Annotated in this window: 15 protein-coding genes and 1 pseudogene; 9 read left to right on the top strand and 7 right to left on the bottom strand. The window is 61.8% G+C overall.

Features of this window, described 5'->3' with window-relative positions; genetic code table 11:
- Positions 1-6: 6 nt before the first annotated feature.
- Genes BM110_RS05170 through BM110_RS05160 form a run of 3 tightly spaced genes read left to right on the top strand, consistent with a single transcriptional unit; the run spans position 7 to position 5,508 of the window.
- The gene (locus BM110_RS05170) at positions 7-1,227 is read left to right on the top strand and encodes a TolC family protein (protein ID WP_093120018.1); all 1,221 of its coding nucleotides are present in this window, start codon (positions 7-9) and stop codon (positions 1,225-1,227) included.
- Positions 1,228-1,245: 18 nt separating this feature from the next.
- Positions 1,246-2,352 (top strand): efflux RND transporter periplasmic adaptor subunit, encoded by a 1,107-nt coding sequence (locus BM110_RS05165; RefSeq protein WP_092240524.1) that lies wholly within the window; start codon positions 1,246-1,248, stop codon positions 2,350-2,352.
- 18 nt (positions 2,353-2,370) lie between these two features.
- Entirely contained in the window at positions 2,371-5,508 is a 3,138-nt protein-coding gene (locus BM110_RS05160; RefSeq protein WP_093512576.1) for a CusA/CzcA family heavy metal efflux RND transporter, read from the top strand.
- Here the strand turns inward: BM110_RS05160 and BM110_RS05155 are convergent.
- The 3 genes from BM110_RS05155 to BM110_RS05145 form a co-directional block, all read right to left on the bottom strand.
- Positions 5,423-6,868: a heavy metal sensor histidine kinase gene (locus BM110_RS05155; RefSeq protein ID WP_093512574.1), complete on the bottom strand. Its 1,446-nt coding sequence runs from the start codon at positions 6,866-6,868 to the stop codon at positions 5,423-5,425. The two genes, BM110_RS05160 and BM110_RS05155, sit on opposite strands and share 86 nt — an antisense overlap.
- Positions 6,865-7,539 carry a heavy metal response regulator transcription factor gene (locus BM110_RS05150; RefSeq protein ID WP_071490997.1) on the bottom strand — a complete coding sequence of 225 codons (675 nt, stop codon included), beginning with the start codon at positions 7,537-7,539 and terminating at the stop codon, positions 6,865-6,867. The genes BM110_RS05155 and BM110_RS05150 overlap by 4 nt, the downstream gene beginning before the upstream one ends.
- 343 nt (positions 7,540-7,882) lie before the next feature.
- Positions 7,883-9,202, bottom strand: a complete 1,320-nt coding sequence (locus BM110_RS05145) for an OprD family porin (protein ID WP_093512572.1) — start codon at positions 9,200-9,202, stop codon at positions 7,883-7,885.
- Between the two features lie 225 nt (positions 9,203-9,427).
- On the opposite strand from BM110_RS05145, the gene BM110_RS05140 reads away from it, so the two are divergent.
- The 4 genes and pseudogenes from BM110_RS05140 (at position 9,428) to BM110_RS05130 (ending at position 11,812) form a co-directional block, all read left to right on the top strand.
- On the top strand, positions 9,428-9,760 hold the full coding sequence (locus tag BM110_RS05140) for a DUF2790 domain-containing protein (protein ID WP_092240533.1): 333 nt from the start codon (positions 9,428-9,430) through the stop codon (positions 9,758-9,760).
- 106 nt (positions 9,761-9,866) lie between these two features.
- Positions 9,867-10,643, top strand: a pseudogene (locus tag BM110_RS30065) (PAS domain-containing protein); the annotation flags it as partial.
- Between the two features lie 108 nt (positions 10,644-10,751).
- Complete coding sequence (locus tag BM110_RS30060) at positions 10,752-11,183, top strand: methyl-accepting chemotaxis protein (protein WP_371914363.1); 432 nt, start codon at positions 10,752-10,754, stop codon at positions 11,181-11,183.
- A gap of 53 nt (positions 11,184-11,236) precedes the next feature.
- Positions 11,237-11,812 carry a flavin reductase family protein gene (locus tag BM110_RS05130; RefSeq protein WP_092240537.1) on the top strand — a complete coding sequence of 192 codons (576 nt, stop codon included), beginning with the start codon at positions 11,237-11,239 and terminating at the stop codon, positions 11,810-11,812.
- Between the two features lie 6 nt (positions 11,813-11,818).
- Here BM110_RS05130 and BM110_RS05125 read toward each other — a convergent pair whose 3' ends face one another.
- Positions 11,819-12,628 (bottom strand): AraC family transcriptional regulator, encoded by an 810-nt coding sequence (locus BM110_RS05125; protein ID WP_092240539.1) that lies wholly within the window; start codon positions 12,626-12,628, stop codon positions 11,819-11,821.
- Positions 12,629-12,775: 147 nt separating this feature from the next.
- Here BM110_RS05125 and BM110_RS05120 point away from each other — a divergent pair, with 147 nt between their 5' ends.
- Both BM110_RS05120 and ddlA read left to right on the top strand, forming a co-directional pair.
- Positions 12,776-13,414: a LysE family translocator gene (locus BM110_RS05120; protein ID WP_092240541.1), complete on the top strand. Its 639-nt coding sequence runs from the start codon at positions 12,776-12,778 to the stop codon at positions 13,412-13,414.
- A 44-nt stretch (positions 13,415-13,458) separates the two neighbouring features.
- Positions 13,459-14,553 carry a D-alanine--D-alanine ligase gene (ddlA, locus tag BM110_RS05115; RefSeq protein WP_092240543.1) on the top strand — a complete coding sequence of 365 codons (1,095 nt, stop codon included), beginning with the start codon at positions 13,459-13,461 and terminating at the stop codon, positions 14,551-14,553.
- Between the two features lie 27 nt (positions 14,554-14,580).
- Here ddlA and BM110_RS05110 read toward each other — a convergent pair whose 3' ends face one another.
- The 3 genes from BM110_RS05110 to ggt all read right to left on the bottom strand — a co-directional run bounded on the left by BM110_RS05110 (position 14,581) and on the right by ggt (position 17,938).
- Positions 14,581-14,895, bottom strand: a complete 315-nt coding sequence (locus BM110_RS05110) for a helix-turn-helix domain-containing protein (protein ID WP_093119998.1) — start codon at positions 14,893-14,895, stop codon at positions 14,581-14,583.
- A gap of 472 nt (positions 14,896-15,367) precedes the next feature.
- A complete protein-coding gene (gene pgeF / locus BM110_RS05100; protein ID WP_093512570.1) occupies positions 15,368-16,093 on the bottom strand; it encodes a peptidoglycan editing factor PgeF in 726 nt (241 codons plus the stop codon).
- 27 nt (positions 16,094-16,120) lie between these two features.
- The gene (gene ggt / locus BM110_RS05095) at positions 16,121-17,938 is read right to left on the bottom strand and encodes a gamma-glutamyltransferase (protein WP_093512568.1); all 1,818 of its coding nucleotides are present in this window, start codon (positions 17,936-17,938) and stop codon (positions 16,121-16,123) included.
- Positions 17,939-17,955: the final 17 nt, after the last annotated feature.

The following is a 17,955-nucleotide window of genomic DNA, read 5'->3' as shown; positions in this document are numbered from 1 at the left end:
CTCGTTATGGCAATTTCCGTTAGAAAACTCATGGGGGCGGGTGTGTTGTGGCTGGTTGCCGGCGCGGCCCAGGCACAGACCCTCACACTCGATTCAGCCTTGCAGACCGCCTTCGCCAATAACCCTGACCTGGCGGCTGCACAATGGGAAGTCGACATCGCCCAGGGCGGCCGCCAGCAGGCCGGGTTGATCCCCAACCCGGTGCTCTCCTGGGACGCCGAAGACACCCGTCGCAACTCTCGCACCACCTCCATCAAGCTCAGCCAGGCCCTGGAGTTGGGCGGCAAGCGTGGTGCACGCATTGACGTGGCCAGCCGTGCCCAGGACGCCGCCGCCCTGACCTTGGAACAGCGCCGCAACACACTGCGCGCCGACGTCATCGACAACTACTACGGCGCGCTGCGTGCCCAGGAACGCCTCGACCTGGCGCAGCGTTCCATGGCCGTGGCCGAGCGCGGCCTGGGCGTTGCCAATGGTCGCGTCACGGCGGGCAAAGCGTCGCCGGTAGAGGCAACCCGTGCGCAGGTGCAACTATCGGAAATGCGCCTGGAATTGAACCGCGCACAGGTCGGCCTCACCGACGCCTATCGCCGCCTGGCCGCCAGCACCGGCAGTGCCGGCGCGGATTTCCAGGCGGTCGCTACACCGTCCCAATCCACACCGCCCCTGCCGCCGCTTGCACAGTTGTTGACGCGCCTTGAGCAGACCACTGAACTGCGCCTGGCCGAGCTGAACATTCTGCAAAACGAAGCCAGCGTCGGCCTGGAAAAAGCCCAACGCATTCCCGACCTCGATGTGTCCATCGGCAGCCAGTACGACGCCAGCGTGCGCGAGCGCGTGAACCTGGTGGGCGTGTCGATGCCGATCCCGCTGTTCAACCGCAATCAGGGCAACGTGCTCGCCGCCACCCGCCGCGCCGACCAGGCCCGTGACCTGCGCAACGCCACCGAACTGCGCCTGCGCACTGAAACCCGCCAGGCGCTGGACCTGTGGCAAACCGCTAATACCGAAGTGCGCGCGTTCAACCAGCAGATCCTGCCCGCCGCGCAAAGTGCAGTGGACAGCGCCACCCGTGGTTTCGAGATGGGCAAGTTCAGCTACCTCGACGTGCTCGACGCCCAGCGCACCCTGATCGCTGCGCGCACCCAGTACCTCACCGCCACCGCCCAGGCCACTGACGCCTGGGTGCGTATCGAACGGATCTACGGCGACCTCGCCCGGTTTTGATTGTCTTTGGAGTCCTTTATGAACAACCGACACGGTGTGGCACTTGCCATTGCCCTGGGCCTGATGCTGTCCGGCGTTGCCTGGGCCGATGAAGAAGAAGGCACACTCGAACTCACCGAGCAGCAGATCCAGGCCGCTGGCATTCAACTGGCCCAGGCCGAGCCCCGCACCCTTAGCACGATGCTGGTACTGCCGGGCGAGGTGCGTTTCGACGAAGATCGCACCTCCCATATCATCCCGCGTGTGGCGGGTGTGGTGGAGTCGGTCAAGGCCAACCTCGGCCAATCGGTGAAGAAGGGTGAGCTGTTGGCGGTGATTGCCAGCCAGCAGATCTCCGACCAGCGCAGTGAGCTGGCCGCCAGCGAGCGCCGGGTTGAATTGGCGCGTACCACCTTTCAGCGTGAACGCCAGTTGTGGCAGGACAGGATCTCCGCCGAACAGGATTACCTGCTGGCGCGCCAGGCCCTGCAGGAAGCTGAGATTGCCCTGAACAACGCTCGTCAAAAGATGACCGCATTAAGCGGTAGCGCTGTGCTGGTTGGCGGCAATCGCTACGAGTTGCGCGCCCCGTTCGCCGGTGTGGTGGTGGAAAAACACCTGGGTGTCGGTGAAGTCGTCAGCGAAACCAGCAACGCTTTCACCCTCTCGGACTTGTCCCAGGTGTGGGTGACCTTCGGTGTGTTTCCCAAGGACTTGAACAAGGTCCGGGTCGGCAAACCGGTCACCGTCAGCTCCACCGAAATGGGCACCCAAGTGCAGGGCACTGTGGCGTACGTCGGCAACCTGCTCGGTGAGCAGACGCGCACGGCCACCGTGCGCATCAGTGTGCCCAACCCCGATGACGCCTGGCGCCCTGGGCTGTTTGTCAGCGTGCAACTGGCGACGGATTCTTACCAGGCGAAGGTGACCGTCCCGCAGGCCGCGATCCAGACTGTCGAGGACAAACCCTCGGTATTCGTACGTACCCCGGAGGGCTTCATCACCCGTCACCTGGAGCTTGGTGCGAGCGAAAACGGCTACGTCGAAGTGCGCCAGGGCCTCGATGCCGGGGCGCAGGTGGCCACGGTCGGCAGCTTCATCCTCAAGTCCGAACTGGGCAAAGGCTCGGCCGAGCACGCCCATTGATCCTGCGAGTGATTCCCCATGTTTGAGCGCCTTATCCAATTTGCCATCGAGCAGCGCATCATCGTGCTGCTGGCGGTGCTGTTGATGGCCGGTGTCGGCATCGCCAGCTATCAGAAATTGCCCATCGACGCGGTACCTGACATCACCAACGTACAGGTGCAGATCAACTCGGCGGCGGCCGGGTATTCACCGCTGGAAACCGAACAGCGCATCACCTTCCCCATCGAAACCGCCATGGCCGGTTTGCCCGGATTGCAGCAGACCCGTTCGTTGTCGCGCTCCGGGTTGTCTCAGGTAACGGTGATCTTCAAGGACGGCACCGACCTGTTCTTCGCCCGGCAACTGGTCAACGAGCGCCTGCAAGTGGCCCGCGAGCAATTGCCCAGCGGCATCGAAACGGCCATGGGGCCGATTTCCACCGGCCTCGGGGAAATTTTCCTGTGGACCGTCGAGGCCGAGGACGGCGCACGCAAAGACGATGGCACGCCTTACACACCCACCGACCTGCGGGTCATCCAGGACTGGATCATCAAGCCACAACTGCGCAACGTGCCGGGCGTGGCCGAGATCAACACCATTGGTGGCTTCGCCAAGGAGTACCAGATTGCCCCCGACCCCAAGCGCCTGGCGGCCTACAACCTGACCCTGAATGACCTGGTCACGGCGCTGGAGCGCAACAATGCCAACGTCGGCGCTGGCTATATCGAGCGCAGTGGCGAGCAACTGTTGATCCGGGCACCGGGCCAGTTGGCGTCCATCGACGACATCGCCAATATCGTTATCACCAGCTCGGACGGCACACCGATTCGCGTGCGCAATGTGGCCCAGGTCGAGATCGGCCGCGAACTGCGCACCGGCGCCGCCACCGAAAACGGCCGTGAAGTCGTGCTCGGCACGGTGTTCATGTTGATCGGTGAAAACAGCCGCAGCGTGTCCCAGGCTGTGGCGGAAAAACTCGAAGAGATCAACCGCTCGCTGCCCGAAGGCGTGGTGGCGGTCACGGTCTACGACCGCACCCACCTGGTCGAAAAAGCCATCGCCACCGTGAAGAAAAACCTCTTCGAAGGTGCGTTGCTGGTGGTCGCGGTGCTGTTCCTGTTCCTCGGCAATATCCGCGCTGCGCTGATCACTGCCATGGTGATTCCCCTGGCGATGCTGTTCACTTTTACCGGAATGTTCACCAACAAGGTCAGTGCCAACTTGATGAGCCTCGGCGCGCTGGACTTCGGCATTATCGTCGATGGCGCAGTGGTGATCGTCGAGAACGCCATCCGCCGCCTGGCCCATGCGCAACAACGTCACGGCCGCCTGCTGACCCGCAGCGAACGCCTGCATGAGGTGTTTGCGGCGGCGAAGGAAGCGCGGCGGGCGCTGATCTTCGGGCAACTGATCATCATGGTGGTGTACCTGCCGATCTTCGCCCTCACCGGGGTGGCCGGGAAGATGTTCCACCCGATGGCGTTTACCGTGGTGATCGCCCTGTTGGGCGCGATGATCCTGTCGGTGACCTTCGTGCCGGCGGCGATTGCGCTGTTCGTCACCGGCAAGGTCAAGGAAGAAGAAAATAGTGTGATGCGCACCGCGCGCCGGGTCTACGCACCGGTGCTGGACTGGGTGATGGCGCGCCGACCGCTGGTGTTCGGCTTGGCCGTGTTGACCATCGTCGCCTCCGGCGTTCTTGCCAGCCGCATGGGCAGCGAGTTTATCCCCAGCCTCAGTGAGGGCGACTTCGCCCAGCAGGCCTTGCGCGTGCCCGGCACCAGCCTGACGCAATCGGTGCAGATGCAGCAGCAACTGGAAAAAACCTTGATGGCCCAGGTGCCGGAAATCCAGCGGGTGTTTGCACGTACCGGCACCGCGGAAATTGCCTCAGACCCAATGCCGCCAAATATTTCCGACAGCTACGTGATGCTCAAGCCGAAGGACCAATGGCCCGACCCGAAGAAGTCCCGGGAAGCGTTAATCGCTGATATCCAGCGTGCCAGTGCGATTGTGCCAGGCAGTGCATACGAGTTGTCGCAGCCGATCCAACTGCGCTTCAACGAACTGATTTCCGGGGTGCGCAGTGATGTGGCGGTGAAGGTGTTCGGCGATGACATGGGCGTGCTCAACACCACCGCCGGGGAAATCGCCGAGACCTTGCAGACGCTTGATGGCGCCTCGGAAGTGAAGGTTGAGCAGACGTCCGGCCTGCCGGTGCTGACCATCAATATCGACCGCGACAAGGCTGCGCGCTTTGGCCTGAATGTGGGCGATGTGCAGGACACCATTGCCGTCGCTGTCGGTGGGCGCCAGGCCGGTACGTTGTATGAAGGTGACCGGCGTTTCGACATGGTCGTGCGTTTGTCCGACGCGTTGCGCACCGATATCGACGGGCTGTCTCGGCTGTTGATTCCGGTGCCGGGTAATGCGGCTGGCCAGTTGGGGTTTATCGCCTTGTCCCAGGTCGCCAGTCTGGACCTGGTGCTCGGCCCGAACCAGATCAGCCGCGAGAATGGCAAGCGCCTGGTGATCGTCAGCGCCAACGTGCGGGGCCGGGATATCGGCTCGTTTGTCGAGGAGGCCGAGGCTGCCTTGATCGCCCAGGTGAAAGTACCGGCGGGCTACTGGACCACCTGGGGCGGCCAGTTCGAACAGTTGAAGGAAGCCTCCGAGCGCCTGCGCATCGTGGTGCCGGTGGCATTGCTGCTGGTGTTCGGCCTGTTGTTCATGATGTTCAACAACCTGAAGGACGGCCTGCTGGTGTTCACCGGGATTCCGTTCGCCTTGACCGGTGGGATCATGGCGCTGTGGCTGCGGGATATTCCGCTGTCGATCTCGGCGGGGGTGGGCTTTATCGCCTTGTCCGGCGTGGCGGTGCTGAACGGCCTGGTGATGATCGCCTTTATCCGCAACTTGCGTGAGGAAGGGCGCTCGTTGTCGATGGCGATCAACGAAGGCGCGCTGACCCGACTGCGTCCGGTGTTGATGACAGCATTGGTGGCGTCCCTCGGGTTTATCCCCATGGCGCTTGCCACCGGCACCGGCGCCGAAGTGCAGCGGCCCTTGGCGACGGTGGTGATCGGCGGGATCATTTCCTCAACATTGCTGACCCTGCTGGTGCTGCCGGCCTTGTATCAGTGGGCCCATCGCAAGGAAGAGGAAACACCAGGCTGAACCGTGTGAACCGGCCCGGCTGGCTGCTGACCTCGGCGTGCCCCTGATGCAGGTGCATGATCGACTGCACAATCGCCAGGCCGAGGCCGGTGCCGCCTTCCGCGCGGGTACGGCTGCTGTCGGCGCGGTAGAAACGTTCGAACAGGTGGGGCAAGTGATGGGCCTCGATACCGCGCCCAGGGTTGCCGACCGACAGCGCCACGCTCCGGTCGTAGCTTTCCACCAGTAGCAACACGCTGGAGTCGCAGGGGGTGTGGCGAATGGCATTGGACAGCAGGTTGGAAATGGCGCGCTGGATCATCAAGCGGTCGCCCGTTACCCAGGCATCGCCGCGCAGGCTCAGGGTCACGTGCTTGTCTTCGGCGCTGAGGGCGAACAGTGCCATCACCCGTTGCGCTTCCTCGGCCAGCGACACCGGGGCAAACCCGGCCCGTGCTGCCGGGTGGCTGACCTGGGCGAGGAACAGCATGTCGGAGACGATGCGCGACAGACGCTCCATTTCCTCGGTACAGGATTCCAGGCCGGCCTTGTACTCCGCCGAGGGCCGCTCGCGGGACAGGGTCACCTGGGCCTTGCCCATCAGGTTGGTCAGCGGGGCGCGCAGTTCGTGGGCCAGGTCGTCGGAGAACTGCGACAGCTGCTGCACCCCGGCGTCCAGTCGATGCAGCATGAAATTGATGCCCTGGGCCAATTCGCCGAGTTCCTTGGGCAGGTTGTCCAGGGCCAGGCGATGGGTCAGGTCCTGGGTGCTGACCTTGGCCGCCACCCGGCTGAACTGCTGCAAGGGCGCAAGCCCGCGTTGCACCAGCCACCAGGCGCCCATGCCGATCAGGATCAGCAGCATCGGCAGGGCGATTACCGTGGAGCGCAGGTAGGCACTGAGCAACGCTTCATCATCGGAACGGTCCAGCGACAACAACACGCGTACGTATTCGCCCCCTTGCAGGGGCATCAGGCGCGTCGCACTGAGAATACGATTGCCCTGGCCATCGACCCAGTTCAAATAGGCCAGGTTCTTGCCGGTGGGCACGTCGAGCAACAGCGGTTGCTGGGGCCTGGCGCCGACGCTGAGGAGTACCGGTGCATCGGGCCGTGCGCCGATGATGGTCAGGTAGATATTGTCGTGGCCCATCACCAGGTCCAGCAGTGAATGGGGGCGGTTGGTGATGCGGTGTTCATCGAGGCCTTGGCCGAGGGTATGGGCCAGTTGCTCCATTTTGTTTTCCAGGCCCTTGCGCGCGAGCTTGTCCAATTCGTGGGTCAGGGCCAGGTACGCCAGGGTTGCCAGCAGCACAACCAGCCCGGCGCCCATCAGGCTTACGGTCAACCCCAGGCGCATCGACAGGCTGCTGGTCTTCATGGCCGCGCCTCCAGCACATACCCCACGCCGCGAATGGTGTGGATCAACTTCACCTCGCTCTGGTCATCGACCTTGGCGCGCAGGCGGCTGATGGAGACCTCCACCACATTGGTGTCGCAGTCAAAGTTCATGTCCCACACCAGCGAGATGATCTGCGTGCGGGTCATCACCTCGCCGGACTGGCGCATCAGCACATGCAGCAGGGCGAACTCCTTGGTGGTCAGGTCGATCCGGCGGTTGCCGCGGTAGGCGCGATGCCGGCGCGGGTCCAGTTCCAGGTCCGAGACGCGCAGCACGTCCGGCACCGGGATGTGCTCGCTGCGCCGTAGCAACGTACGCACGCGAGCGAGCAGTTCGGGAAACTCAAAGGGTTTGACCAGGTAATCATCGGCGCCCATGTCCAGGCCCTTGATCTTGTCGGCCAGCCGACCGCGTGCGGTCAGCATCATCACGCGCTGATTGCCGTCGCGGCGCAGTTGCTCCAGCACTTCCCAACCGTCGGTGTTGGGCAGGTTCACATCAAGGATCACCAATTCGTAGCTGTGCTGCCGGGCCAGGTGCAGGCCATCGATGCCGCTGGCGGCGCAATCGACGACATAACCGCTTTCGGTCAGGCCTTGCTGCAGGTAGTCGGCGGTTTTTTGCTCGTCCTCAACCACAAGGATACGCATGGGGAGTTACCTTTAAAGAAAACGAAAAGGGCATGGCCTCATGGCGAGGCGGGGGAGGCTGTAGGAAAACTCTGGACCGTGAAGTAGCTTTAGGGTCAAGCCATGTCAGACAGGTGCGACGATTCGTCACTGAGCCTGCACACAAAAAAAACGCCCCGACCGGGGCGCAAAAATTCATCTCTGTTCCAAAGGAGCTACACGAAAGCCGCAGAGATGAGAGGTGTTCGGTGTGCAGTGTAGAAAGTGCAACTTAACGAGAAGGTGAGACCAATATTACAGTTCTGACAGACTTCAACCTGTGAAGAGATGTAGCGCATCGGCAAGTGAATGTAATTGGCCTACCTTAAAGCACCGCAATGGGGTACTCGATAATCAGCCGAACTTCTTCCAAGTCCGACTCGAATGCACTTGAGCGCACGGTCGCCTGGCGCAGCCGCAGTGATAAATCCTTCAAGTTTCCACTTTGCACCACATATTTGGCCTCGATATCCCGCTCCCAGCGGCGTTGGTCGGTCAGTGGGGCGCCGGCTGCATCGCGACGCATGTACACCGCGTTGGCGTTGCTGTAATCGGCGCCAGTGCCTTTGCCGTAGCGGGTCATGAACGACAGGCCGGGGATGCCGAATGCCTGCATGTCCAGGTCATAGCGCACCATCCATGAGCGTTCCTTGGGCGAGTTGAAGTCGCTGTACTGGATCGAGTTGTTGAGGAAGATCGAGTCGGACTGGCGCAGGTAGTCGAAGTCGTCATCACCGTTGTTGCGCTGGTGGGAGAGGGCCAGGCTGTGGGCGCCGACCTTCACTCCGAGCCGGGCGCTCCAGATGGCATTATCGAATTCACCGAGCTTTTTCCGGCCCTCGTCCACCGCCTTGTAGTAGTTGACGTCGCCGAACAGCGAGACATCTTCACCCAGCGGATAGCTGACGGCGCTGCCGACGTAGTACTGGTCCCAGGCATCTTTCAAGCGGCTGCCGTAAAGGCTGACGCTGAGGTGTTGGTTGACGGTGTAATCACCGCCGAAATAACCGACCCAGGGCGAGTCGACCGGGCCTGCGTAAAAGGTCGCGAAGCCTTTGTTCATGCCGCTTTCGCTCGGTTGGCTCATGCCGCTCAAGCGCCCGCCTTGCAGGGTCAGGCCCTCGAGGCTGGTGTTCTGTGCGGTCACGCCACGAAAACTTTCCGGCAACACGCGTGAATCGCCGTAGGCCACGACGGGGGTCAGCGGGAATACGTCGCCGGCCTTGATGACGGTATCCAGCATGCGCAGTTTCGCGGCGCCGCCGACTTTACTGTAGGTGTCCTCGGGGTGGTTTTCGCTGTCCACCGGCAGCACGCCGAACGAGCCTTTGCCGCCGCTGCGGCCGGTGCCCGAGTCCAGCTTTATGCCGACCATGGCAAACGCATCCACGCCAAAGCCAACGGTGCCTTGGGTAAAACCAGATTCGAAGCGGCCGATCAAACCCTGTGCCCAGGCCTCTGAATAGCCATTGCCGGTGGGGCTGGACTGGCCTTTGCGATCATCGCGGTTGAAGTAAAAATTACGCGCCAGCACATTGACGCGGCTGCCTTCGATAAAGCCCTCGGGCGGGTCCTCCACGGCCACGGCAGCCAGCGGGAAAGCGGCGCACAGTGAAAGGGGAAGGCTGTAGTGACGGATACGCATGGTTCGCTCCTGGTGCTTGGCAGTTTCAGCTTCTTATGAGAGCGGGCGTTCTTATTGATCTGGCCCGGGCTGATAGTTGCAAACCGCAGATAACGAAGAAGTGGCACGAAGATTACAATTCTGGAAACTCACACTTATCTAACAAATAAGTAATGCTCTGGTGAAGTTTGCGTCAGGGTCAGTTGGTTAGTCTGCGCACTGAATCTTTCAGTCGAGGAACTAATCATGAAGTTTTATAAAGTCGCGCTGGGTGTTTTAACCGCCATCCTGTCGTTCGGTGCGTTGGCCGAAGGTGGGGGGGACCGTACGTTCGCACTGATGATGGAGCGCAATGAAAAAGCCATGGCCGAGTACGCCGCCAAAAAGGGCAAGCCGGCGCCCGAGGTGCAGGCGTATCGCTATGGCATGAAGCTGGACATCGCCAAGGTGGTCAACGTCACGCCGCCGATCCGCTCGTGCAACGCGGTGCCGTCGCGCATGACCTATGAAGACTCCAGCGGCAAGCTCAAGACCCTTGAGTATCAAGTGATGGGCGTGTGCCGAAACAACGGCAGCTGATGTGGCCGAAAAAATACTTGGGCGAGGGCCTCAAGCTCGCTTAAGAAAATGCCGGCAGCGCCGATGCAGGTCGGATTCATCTCCCTCATTTGATCCTCGGTGCCCCATGTTCAACACCCGTTTGAAGCAGGAGCTGTCGGCTCTTCGCGAAGAGTTGTCCAGCTTGAATCAGGTCAAGGAGAGCCTGGAAAGTGAAATGCTGTGCCTGACGCTGGACGCCGAAGGCCGGGTGGAATGGGCCAATGCCAACTTCCTGCAGGAGCTGGCCTACCAGAGTGGCCAACTGCTGGGGCGTGCGATCGAAGACCTGGAGCCGGCCCACGTGCGCAGGGATGAGTTCCAGCAACGCTTCAAGAACGCCCTGGTGCGCGGCGAGCATTTCGCCGGCACCGTGCGCCTGATGCGGGGCAATGGCCAGGAAGCCTGGCTGCGTTCGATTCTGCAGCCGGTGCGCAGCTCCGAGGGGCGCATCAAGCATTTTTCGATTTATTCCAGCGACCTCACCCGCACCATCGAGGCTTCCCGCGAGCATGAAAACCTCATGAACGCGCTGGTGCGCTCTACCGCCGTGATCGAGTTCGACCTCGGCGGGCACGTGCTGAGCGCCAATGACCGTTTCCTCGGGGGCATGGGTTACAGCCTGGCGCAGATCCAGGGCAAACATCACCGGATATTCTGCGAGCCAGAGGAATACAACAGCACCGAGTACCAGGACTTCTGGAAGCGCTTGAACGCCGGTGAGTTCGTCGCGGCACGCTTTAAACGGGTCGACAGCCATGGCCGCGTGGTGTGGCTGGAAGCGACCTACAACCCGGTGCTGGACGCCAATGACCGGTTGTACAAAGTGGTCAAGTTCGCCACGGTGATCACCGACCAGGTCAACCAGGAACAGGCGGTCGCCGACGCGGCGAACATTGCCTACAGCACCTCGTTGCAAACCGACAACAGCGCCCAGCGCGGCACCACCGTGGTGACCCAGGCGGTGGATGTGATGCGCGACCTGGCCAGGCACATGCAACAGGCCGGTGACGGTATCGAGGCGCTCAACGCCCAATCCCAAGTGATCGGCACCATCGTCAAGACCATCAGCGGCATTGCCGAGCAGACCAACCTGCTGGCGCTCAACGCCGCCATCGAAGCGGCGCGTGCTGGCGAACAAGGTCGTGGTTTTGCGGTAGTCGCCGATGAAGTTCGGCAGTTGGCCTCGCGTACCAGCAAGGCCACTGAGGAAATTGTCGGCGTGGTCCGTCAGAACCAGGACATGGCCCGCGACGCGGTCGCCCTGATGACCGACGGTCGCCTGCAAGCCGAACAGGGCCTGGCGCTGGCTGCCGAAGCGGGCACGGTGATCGTGGAGATCCAGGACGGGGCGCAGAAGGTGGTCAGCGCGGTGGGCCAGTTCGCCAACCAACTGTCGAGTTGAGCGTAGGGCTTCAGGTATCGTAGGGGCTTTCTGGTATCAAGAGTCGACTGTCCATGAGCCCTACCCACCGTCGCCCCGTCCCGCTGTCCAAGGCCTACCGCTTGCTCAACCACGGCCCTACGGTGCTGGTGAGCGCTGCCCACAACGGCCAGCGCAATATCATGGCCGCGGCCTGGGCCATGCCGCTGGATTTCGAACCGCCGAAGGTAGCGGTGGTGCTGGACAAGGCCACCTGGACCCGCCAACTGCTGGAAGGCGCCGGCACCTTTGTGTTGCAGGTGCCTTGCGCGAGCCAGGCCGACCTTGTGCAAACCGTGGGCAACACCACCGGTGCCGACACGGATAAGTTTGCCGCCTACGGCTTGCACACGTTCCGCGGTGAACACATCGACGCGCCGCTGCTGGAAGGTTGCGTGGCCTGGCTGGAATGCCGACTGCTGCCCGAGCCTCATAACCAGCAGGCCTATGATCTGTTTTTGGGTGAAGTGGTCGCGGCCTATGCCGACGAACGCGTATTCAGCGACGGCCGCTGGCACTTCGAAGGGCATGATGAACTGCGCACCTTGCACCATGTGGCGGGCGGGCATTTTCTCACCATCGGCCAGCCGATTGATGGGCACGCGCTCTAAGCCTAGTCAGCGCCCGAGCATCTTTACCCAGCGCGACGGCGGCATGCCGTAGGTGCTGCGAAACTGCCGGGTCATGTGGCTCTGGTCGGTGAAGCCGGCCGTCATCGCCGCGTCCACCAGCGATTGGCCCTGGGCCAGCAGGCTGCGCACCAGGTCCAGGCGGCGCATGGTCAGGTAGCGATAGGGGCTGGTGCCGAACAGCAGGCGAAAATCCCGCGACAAGGCCCAGCGGTCACGGCCGGCGTGGTCGGCCATTTCATCCAGGGTGATGCTGCGGCCCAGCGCACTGTGGATGAACTCCCGGGCGCGCTCGGCGGCCACGTAGTCGAAAGTCTTGCGGCTGATGATCCCGCCCGAGACGTTGTTCAGCGCATGGGCCAGGTCGAACAGGGCGTCCTGTTCCTGCAATGGGTCGATGGGGTTGTCCAGGTTCTGCAGCAGCACTTCGCTGGCTCGCAACAGCCTGGGGTCGGTAGACAGGCCGCCCGGGATAAACGGCAACGGCTTGCCGCCGAGAATCTGCTGGATCAGCGACGGCTCTACGTAAATCATCCGGTATTTGAAGCCCTCTTCACTGCCGGCGTGGCCGTCGTGGGTTTCATCGGGGTGAAGCACCATGGTTGTGCCCGGCACGCTGTGGATCATGTCGCCGCGGTAGTGAAAGCTCTGCACGCCCGTCAACGTACGCCCGATGGCGTAAGTGTCGTGGCGATGCGGGTCGAAGGCGAAGCCGGCAAAGTATGCCTCGATACGGTCCAGGCCACTGGCATGGGGCGCGCGGTGCAACCAGTCGAGGGTGGCGGTGGGTTTGCCCATGGTAAGGGGTCACAAAAAAGAGAGGGAAATACGTTAACCCAGTCTGCATCCCTTGTCTGCCGGGGTCTTGTACGATTGTGCAGGGCAGGGCAGAGGCCTATGATCGTCGCTCGTGCCTCGTGCCTCGCGCTGATGGAGCTGCCCACCATGGATTTTCTCAACCCGGCCTATGTGACGCCCCTGGTTTCCCTGGCCTTGCTGTGGACCGTCGCGGTGGTCACGCCTGGCCCCAACTTTTTCAACACGGCGCAACTGGCCGCCAGCTGTTCGCGCCGTCATGGTGTGGTGGCATCGGCGGGAGTGGCCACGGGTACGATCATGTGGGGCCTGGCGGGTGGCCTGGGCATCAAGTCGCTGTTTACGGCGGCACCGATGCTGTATCTGGCGTTCAAGATCATCGGCGGCTGCTACCTGATCTACCTCGGGTTGAAACTGTTCAAGCGGTCTTCACCGAACATGAGCCAGAACGTGCTGCCGGATGACGCCCGGCGCTCGCTGTTTTCCGCGTGGCGCCTGGGGTTGCTGGGTAATCTGTCCAACCCCAAGGCCGCTTTGTTTGTTGCCACCATCTTCGCGTCAACCATGCCGCCTTCGCCGTCGCCGATGCTGCTGACCCTGGCGGTGATCACCATGGCCACCTTGTCGTTCAGTTGGTATTCCAGCGTGGCACTGGTGTTTTCCAGCGAACGCATGGCCACGCTCTACAGCCGGTCGCGCAAGTGGCTCGACCGCTTTGCCGGTGGCTGCTATGTGTTGTTCGGCGCACATCTGGTAGCGAATCGCTGACGGCCCGTGGTAAGAAGCCTTACGTTCAACAGTGAGGTCGGGTCATGAGCAAGGTGCGGGTAGGTATTATTTTTGGTGGCCGTTCGGCTGAGCACGAAGTGTCGTTGCAGTCGGCGCGCAATATCGTCGATGCGCTCGACCGCTCGCGCTTCGAGCCGGTGTTGATCGGTATCGACAAGGCCGGCCATTGGCACCTCAACGACACCTCGAACTTCCTGCTCAACCAGGAAAACCCGGCGTTGATCGCCCTCAACCAGTCCAACCGCGAACTGGCGGTGGTGCCCGGCAAGGCCAGCCAGCAATTGGTGGAGACTTCCGGCAGCGGCCTGCTGGAACATGTCGACGTGATCTTCCCCATCGTCCACGGCACCCTCGGCGAAGATGGTTGCCTGCAAGGCCTGTTACGTATGGCCGACCTGCCTTTCGTGGGTTCCGACGTGCTCGGTTCGGCGGTGTGCATGGACAAGGACATCAGCAAGCGCTTGCTGCGCGATGCCGGGATTGCCGTCACCCCATTCATCACCCTGACCCGCAGCAATGCGGCGCGTACTTCGTTTGAGGCCGCGGTGAACAAGATCGGCCTGCCGATGTTCGTCAAACCTGCCAACCAAGGCTCATCGGTGGGCGTGAGCAAAGTCGGCGACGAAGCCGAGTACCATGCTGCCGTTGAACTGGCCCTGGGCTTCGATGAAAAAGTGCTGCTCGAATCGGCGGTAAAAGGCCGCGAAATCGAATGCGCCGTGCTGGGCAATGATCACCCCATCGCCAGTGGTTGCGGCGAGATTGTGGTGAGTAGTGGTTTCTATTCCTACGACAGCAAGTACATTGACGACCAGGCCGCCCAGGTGGTGGTGCCGGCCGATATCAGTCATGACGCCAGCGAGCGTATTCGCCGGTTGGCCATTGAGGCTTTCGAGGTGCTGGGCTGTTCCGGCCTGGCACGGGTCGATGTGTTCCTTACCGACGATGGCGAGGTGTTGATCAACGAAATCAACTCACTGCCCGGCTTCACCCGCATCAGCATGTACCCCAAGCTGTGGCAGGCGGCGGGCATGAGCTACAGCGAACTGGTGAGCCGCCTGATCGAGCTGGCGCTGGAGCGGCATGCGGGGCGCAAGGGGTTGAAAATCAGTCGGTAGTCGTTCATCAGTGGCTCAGTAACGCCATCAGGCGTTACTGAGGACTTCCCGAAAGACGTCCGGTCTGATTGCAGCGATATGCAGCAAGGAGCGTGCTGCGCCAGAAGGGGAGCGACGCCCTTGCTCCCACTCTTGAAGGGTTCTTACCGAAACGCCCAGAAGCTCAGCAAATTTGGGTTGCGACAACCCGGTCTTGCTTCTTGCTTCGGCGGCTTGAGTGATTTCGACCTGTTTCACCGAGCCGTATCGCCCTGCTTTAACATCCTGAACAGTGGCAAGCAGCTCTTCGCCAATGTTGCGTTTGGCATCCCGTTCTTGCAGCTGTTTCTCAGTGAGTGGCATGGTTCATTTCCTTCGCGATTTTGTACAGGGTGTGCGCTGGAATACTGTCGGTCGCGCCCTTGCCATATATCAGTAGCGCTACCAAGGCCCCGCAAGCCAATTGTGTGGTGTAGATTATTCGTACCGATCCACTTTTGCCTCGACCTTCCAGGCTCCAGCGTATTTTTCGACATCCGCCTGAGCCGGGTATAACGTTCCCTGCTTCAGGATGACTGGCTAGAAAAGCCATGAAAATGCCTCTTTCCTCTTCGGTCCAATAGTCAGGCCATAACCTGCTGAACAGAGGCGATTCTATTATCGTTAACACGCGGAATTCTACGTCTTTGACGTAGCCTCTGGCAAGAACGGACGGGCCAGAAAATCGCAGGATAACGGGTACTGCTCAAGGTGCGTTTTATCGCAAAAAATGACATGGTACTTTGCGTGTCGGCGATATGAGTAGGGCCTGGGACCGTGCTTGGTAAGCTGCCTCTCACCGCTGCGTACGAGCAATCCACGAATAGATCAACGTCTTCATTTCCTCCGGGTGATGCGTCCTTCGGCGGTAGCTGGCAAAGGTGGGGGAGGTGCAGTAAGTGCACACCTCACTCACCTCGATTTGTTCACGCCGGATGCCGGCCGCTTGCAGCAACATCACGCCATACCCGCTCAAGTCAAACCACGCGCTTGCTGCTTGCCTGGCGTGGGGCGGTGCAATTTGCGCGGGCAATAACGGTGCGGGTTGCGCTGCGCTCCACGGCGCCCGCCCGGTTGCCCACAGGTGCCCCTGGTCAGCCTGGAACTGCGCAACAAACCCCTCTCTCACCTCATAGCAGCACGGTTTGATCGACGGTCCGATCGCCACGCGCAACTGGTCGACTGCAATCCCTTCGTCGGTAAAACGCTTGATTGCATTGGCGATGATCCCGCTTTGCAGCCCCTTCCATCCTCCATGCACCGCAGCGACCTTTTCGCCGTTCTGCGCGGCAATCAGAAGGGGCAGGCAGTCAGCGGTGATCACCGCGATGGGCTTGTGCTCACCTGTGCATACCCCGTCCGCTTCAACGGTATTGGGTACCTGGTCGGCTTGCCACTCGATCACTGAGGCGCTATGCACCTGCTTGCAGATGAACACCCCATCGGGGCGCAGCGGATCATTGATCGAACAAAAACCGTGGTCGACGCCAGGGATGGCGCCGAGATTATCTGCCTGTTGCACGAGCGCTTTCTCCGATGTTTGAAGTGTTCAGTCGCCGACCGCTTTGCCTTCACGCCGAGGGTCGGCGCCGCCACTGAGCGACACCTTGCCCTGGGCATCCCGCATGCGAACGATGGCCTGGATGCCGCTGGTCATATCGATCTCGCTCAGGGCATGGCCTCTGTCCTTGAGGGCCTGTTTCAGTGCAGGGGTGAACAGGCCGGTCTCCAGCTCGGTGGCACCATTGCGACTGCCGAAGTTCGGCAGGCTGATGGCCGCTTGCGGGTCAAGTTTCCAGTCAAGCATCGCCACCAGGGACTTGCTGACGTACTCGATGATTTGCGAGCCACCGGGCGAGCCGACCGTGGCCAGTAACTCGCCGCTGTTGCGATCGAACACCAGGGTCGGCGCCATCGCCGAGCGCGGGCGCTTGCCGGGCTCGATGCGGTTGGCCACCGGCTGGCCGTTTTCCTCGGGGATAAACGAGAAGTCGGTCATCTGGTTGTTGAGCAAGAAACCTTGCACCATCAGATGAGAGCCGAACGCCGCTTCCACCGTGGTGGTCATCGACACGGCGCCACCCTGGTCATCCACCGCCACCACTTGTGAGGTGGAGATGCGCAACGGCGAGCGGTCCGGCGCATAGGCCACCTGGATACCCGCTGGTACGCCCGGTTTGGCGATGCCCATGCTGCGCTCGCCGATCAAGGCGGCGCGCTTGGCCAGGTACTCCGGTGCGACGAGGCCCGAGACCGGCACGGGCACGAAGTCCGCGTCCGCGACGTAGAGGCCGCGATCAGCGAAGGCCAGGCGCCCGGCTTCGGCCAGCAGGTGCACGGCTTCGGGCGTTGGTTCAAGGCCGGCAGGCGATGCGCTTTTTACCGGAGGCATCGCCGCGATGTCCTGGGCTTTCAGGGCCTGCAAGGTGCCCAGGATTTGCGCGACGGCGATCCCGCCCGACGACGGCGGTGGCATGCCGCAGACTTTCCACTGCTTGTAATCGGTGCACAGTGGGGGGCGCTCCTTGGCTCTATAGCCTTTGAGGTCTGCCTGGGACAGGCTGCCCGCGTTGCGATGACCTTGCACCTTGCGTGCGATCTCATCGGCAATCGGCCCTTGGTACAGCGCGTCCGGGCCTTCCTTGGCGATGCGTTTGAACACATTGGCCAGCGCCGGGTTTTTCAACACGGTGCCGGTGGCTTTCGGTGTGCCATCGGCATTCAGGAAATACGCCGCCATATCTGGTGATTGCGGGATGTTATGGTCAGCCGCGATCAGGCTATGCAAGCGCGCAGAAATGGCGAAGCCCTGTTCCGCCAGGCGGATTGCCGGCTCGAACAGCGTGGCCCAGTGCAACCGGCCAGTCTTCTTGTGCGCCATTTCGAGCGCGCGCAATACTCCAGGCGTACCGACTGAGCGTCCCCCAATCTGCGCCTCCGCAAACGCCATCGGTGTGCCGTCGCCCCTCAGGAACAAACGCTCGGTGGCCCCGGCCGGCGCGGTTTCACGGCCGTCATACGCGTGTACGTTTTTCCCGTCCCACACCATGATGAACGCGCCGCCGCCGATGCCGGAGGACTGCGGCTCCACCAGCGTCAACACTGCCTGCATTGCAATCGCCGCATCTATTGCCGAACCGCCCATGCGCAGCATCTCGCGTCCGGCTTCGGCTGCCAGCGGGTTGGCCGCCGCGGCCATATGGCGCTCGGCGTGTTGAGTCGTGAGGTCGGTGCGATAGCCGGAACCCAGCTCCGGTGCCGGAGGCTGTTGGTTGACCGGGGTATGGCAGGCAGCCAGGGTGAGGGCTGCGGCAATCACCGACAGTTGACGGCGGGAAATCGAAAACACGCGCTGAACTCCGTTCATTTTGAGAATGATCTGTT

It is taken from the genome of Pseudomonas sp. NFPP28 (assembly GCF_900115535.1).
Lineage (GTDB): Bacteria > Pseudomonadota > Gammaproteobacteria > Pseudomonadales > Pseudomonadaceae > Aquipseudomonas > Aquipseudomonas extremorientalis.
This window is presented reverse-complemented; position numbering and strand designations above follow the sequence as displayed.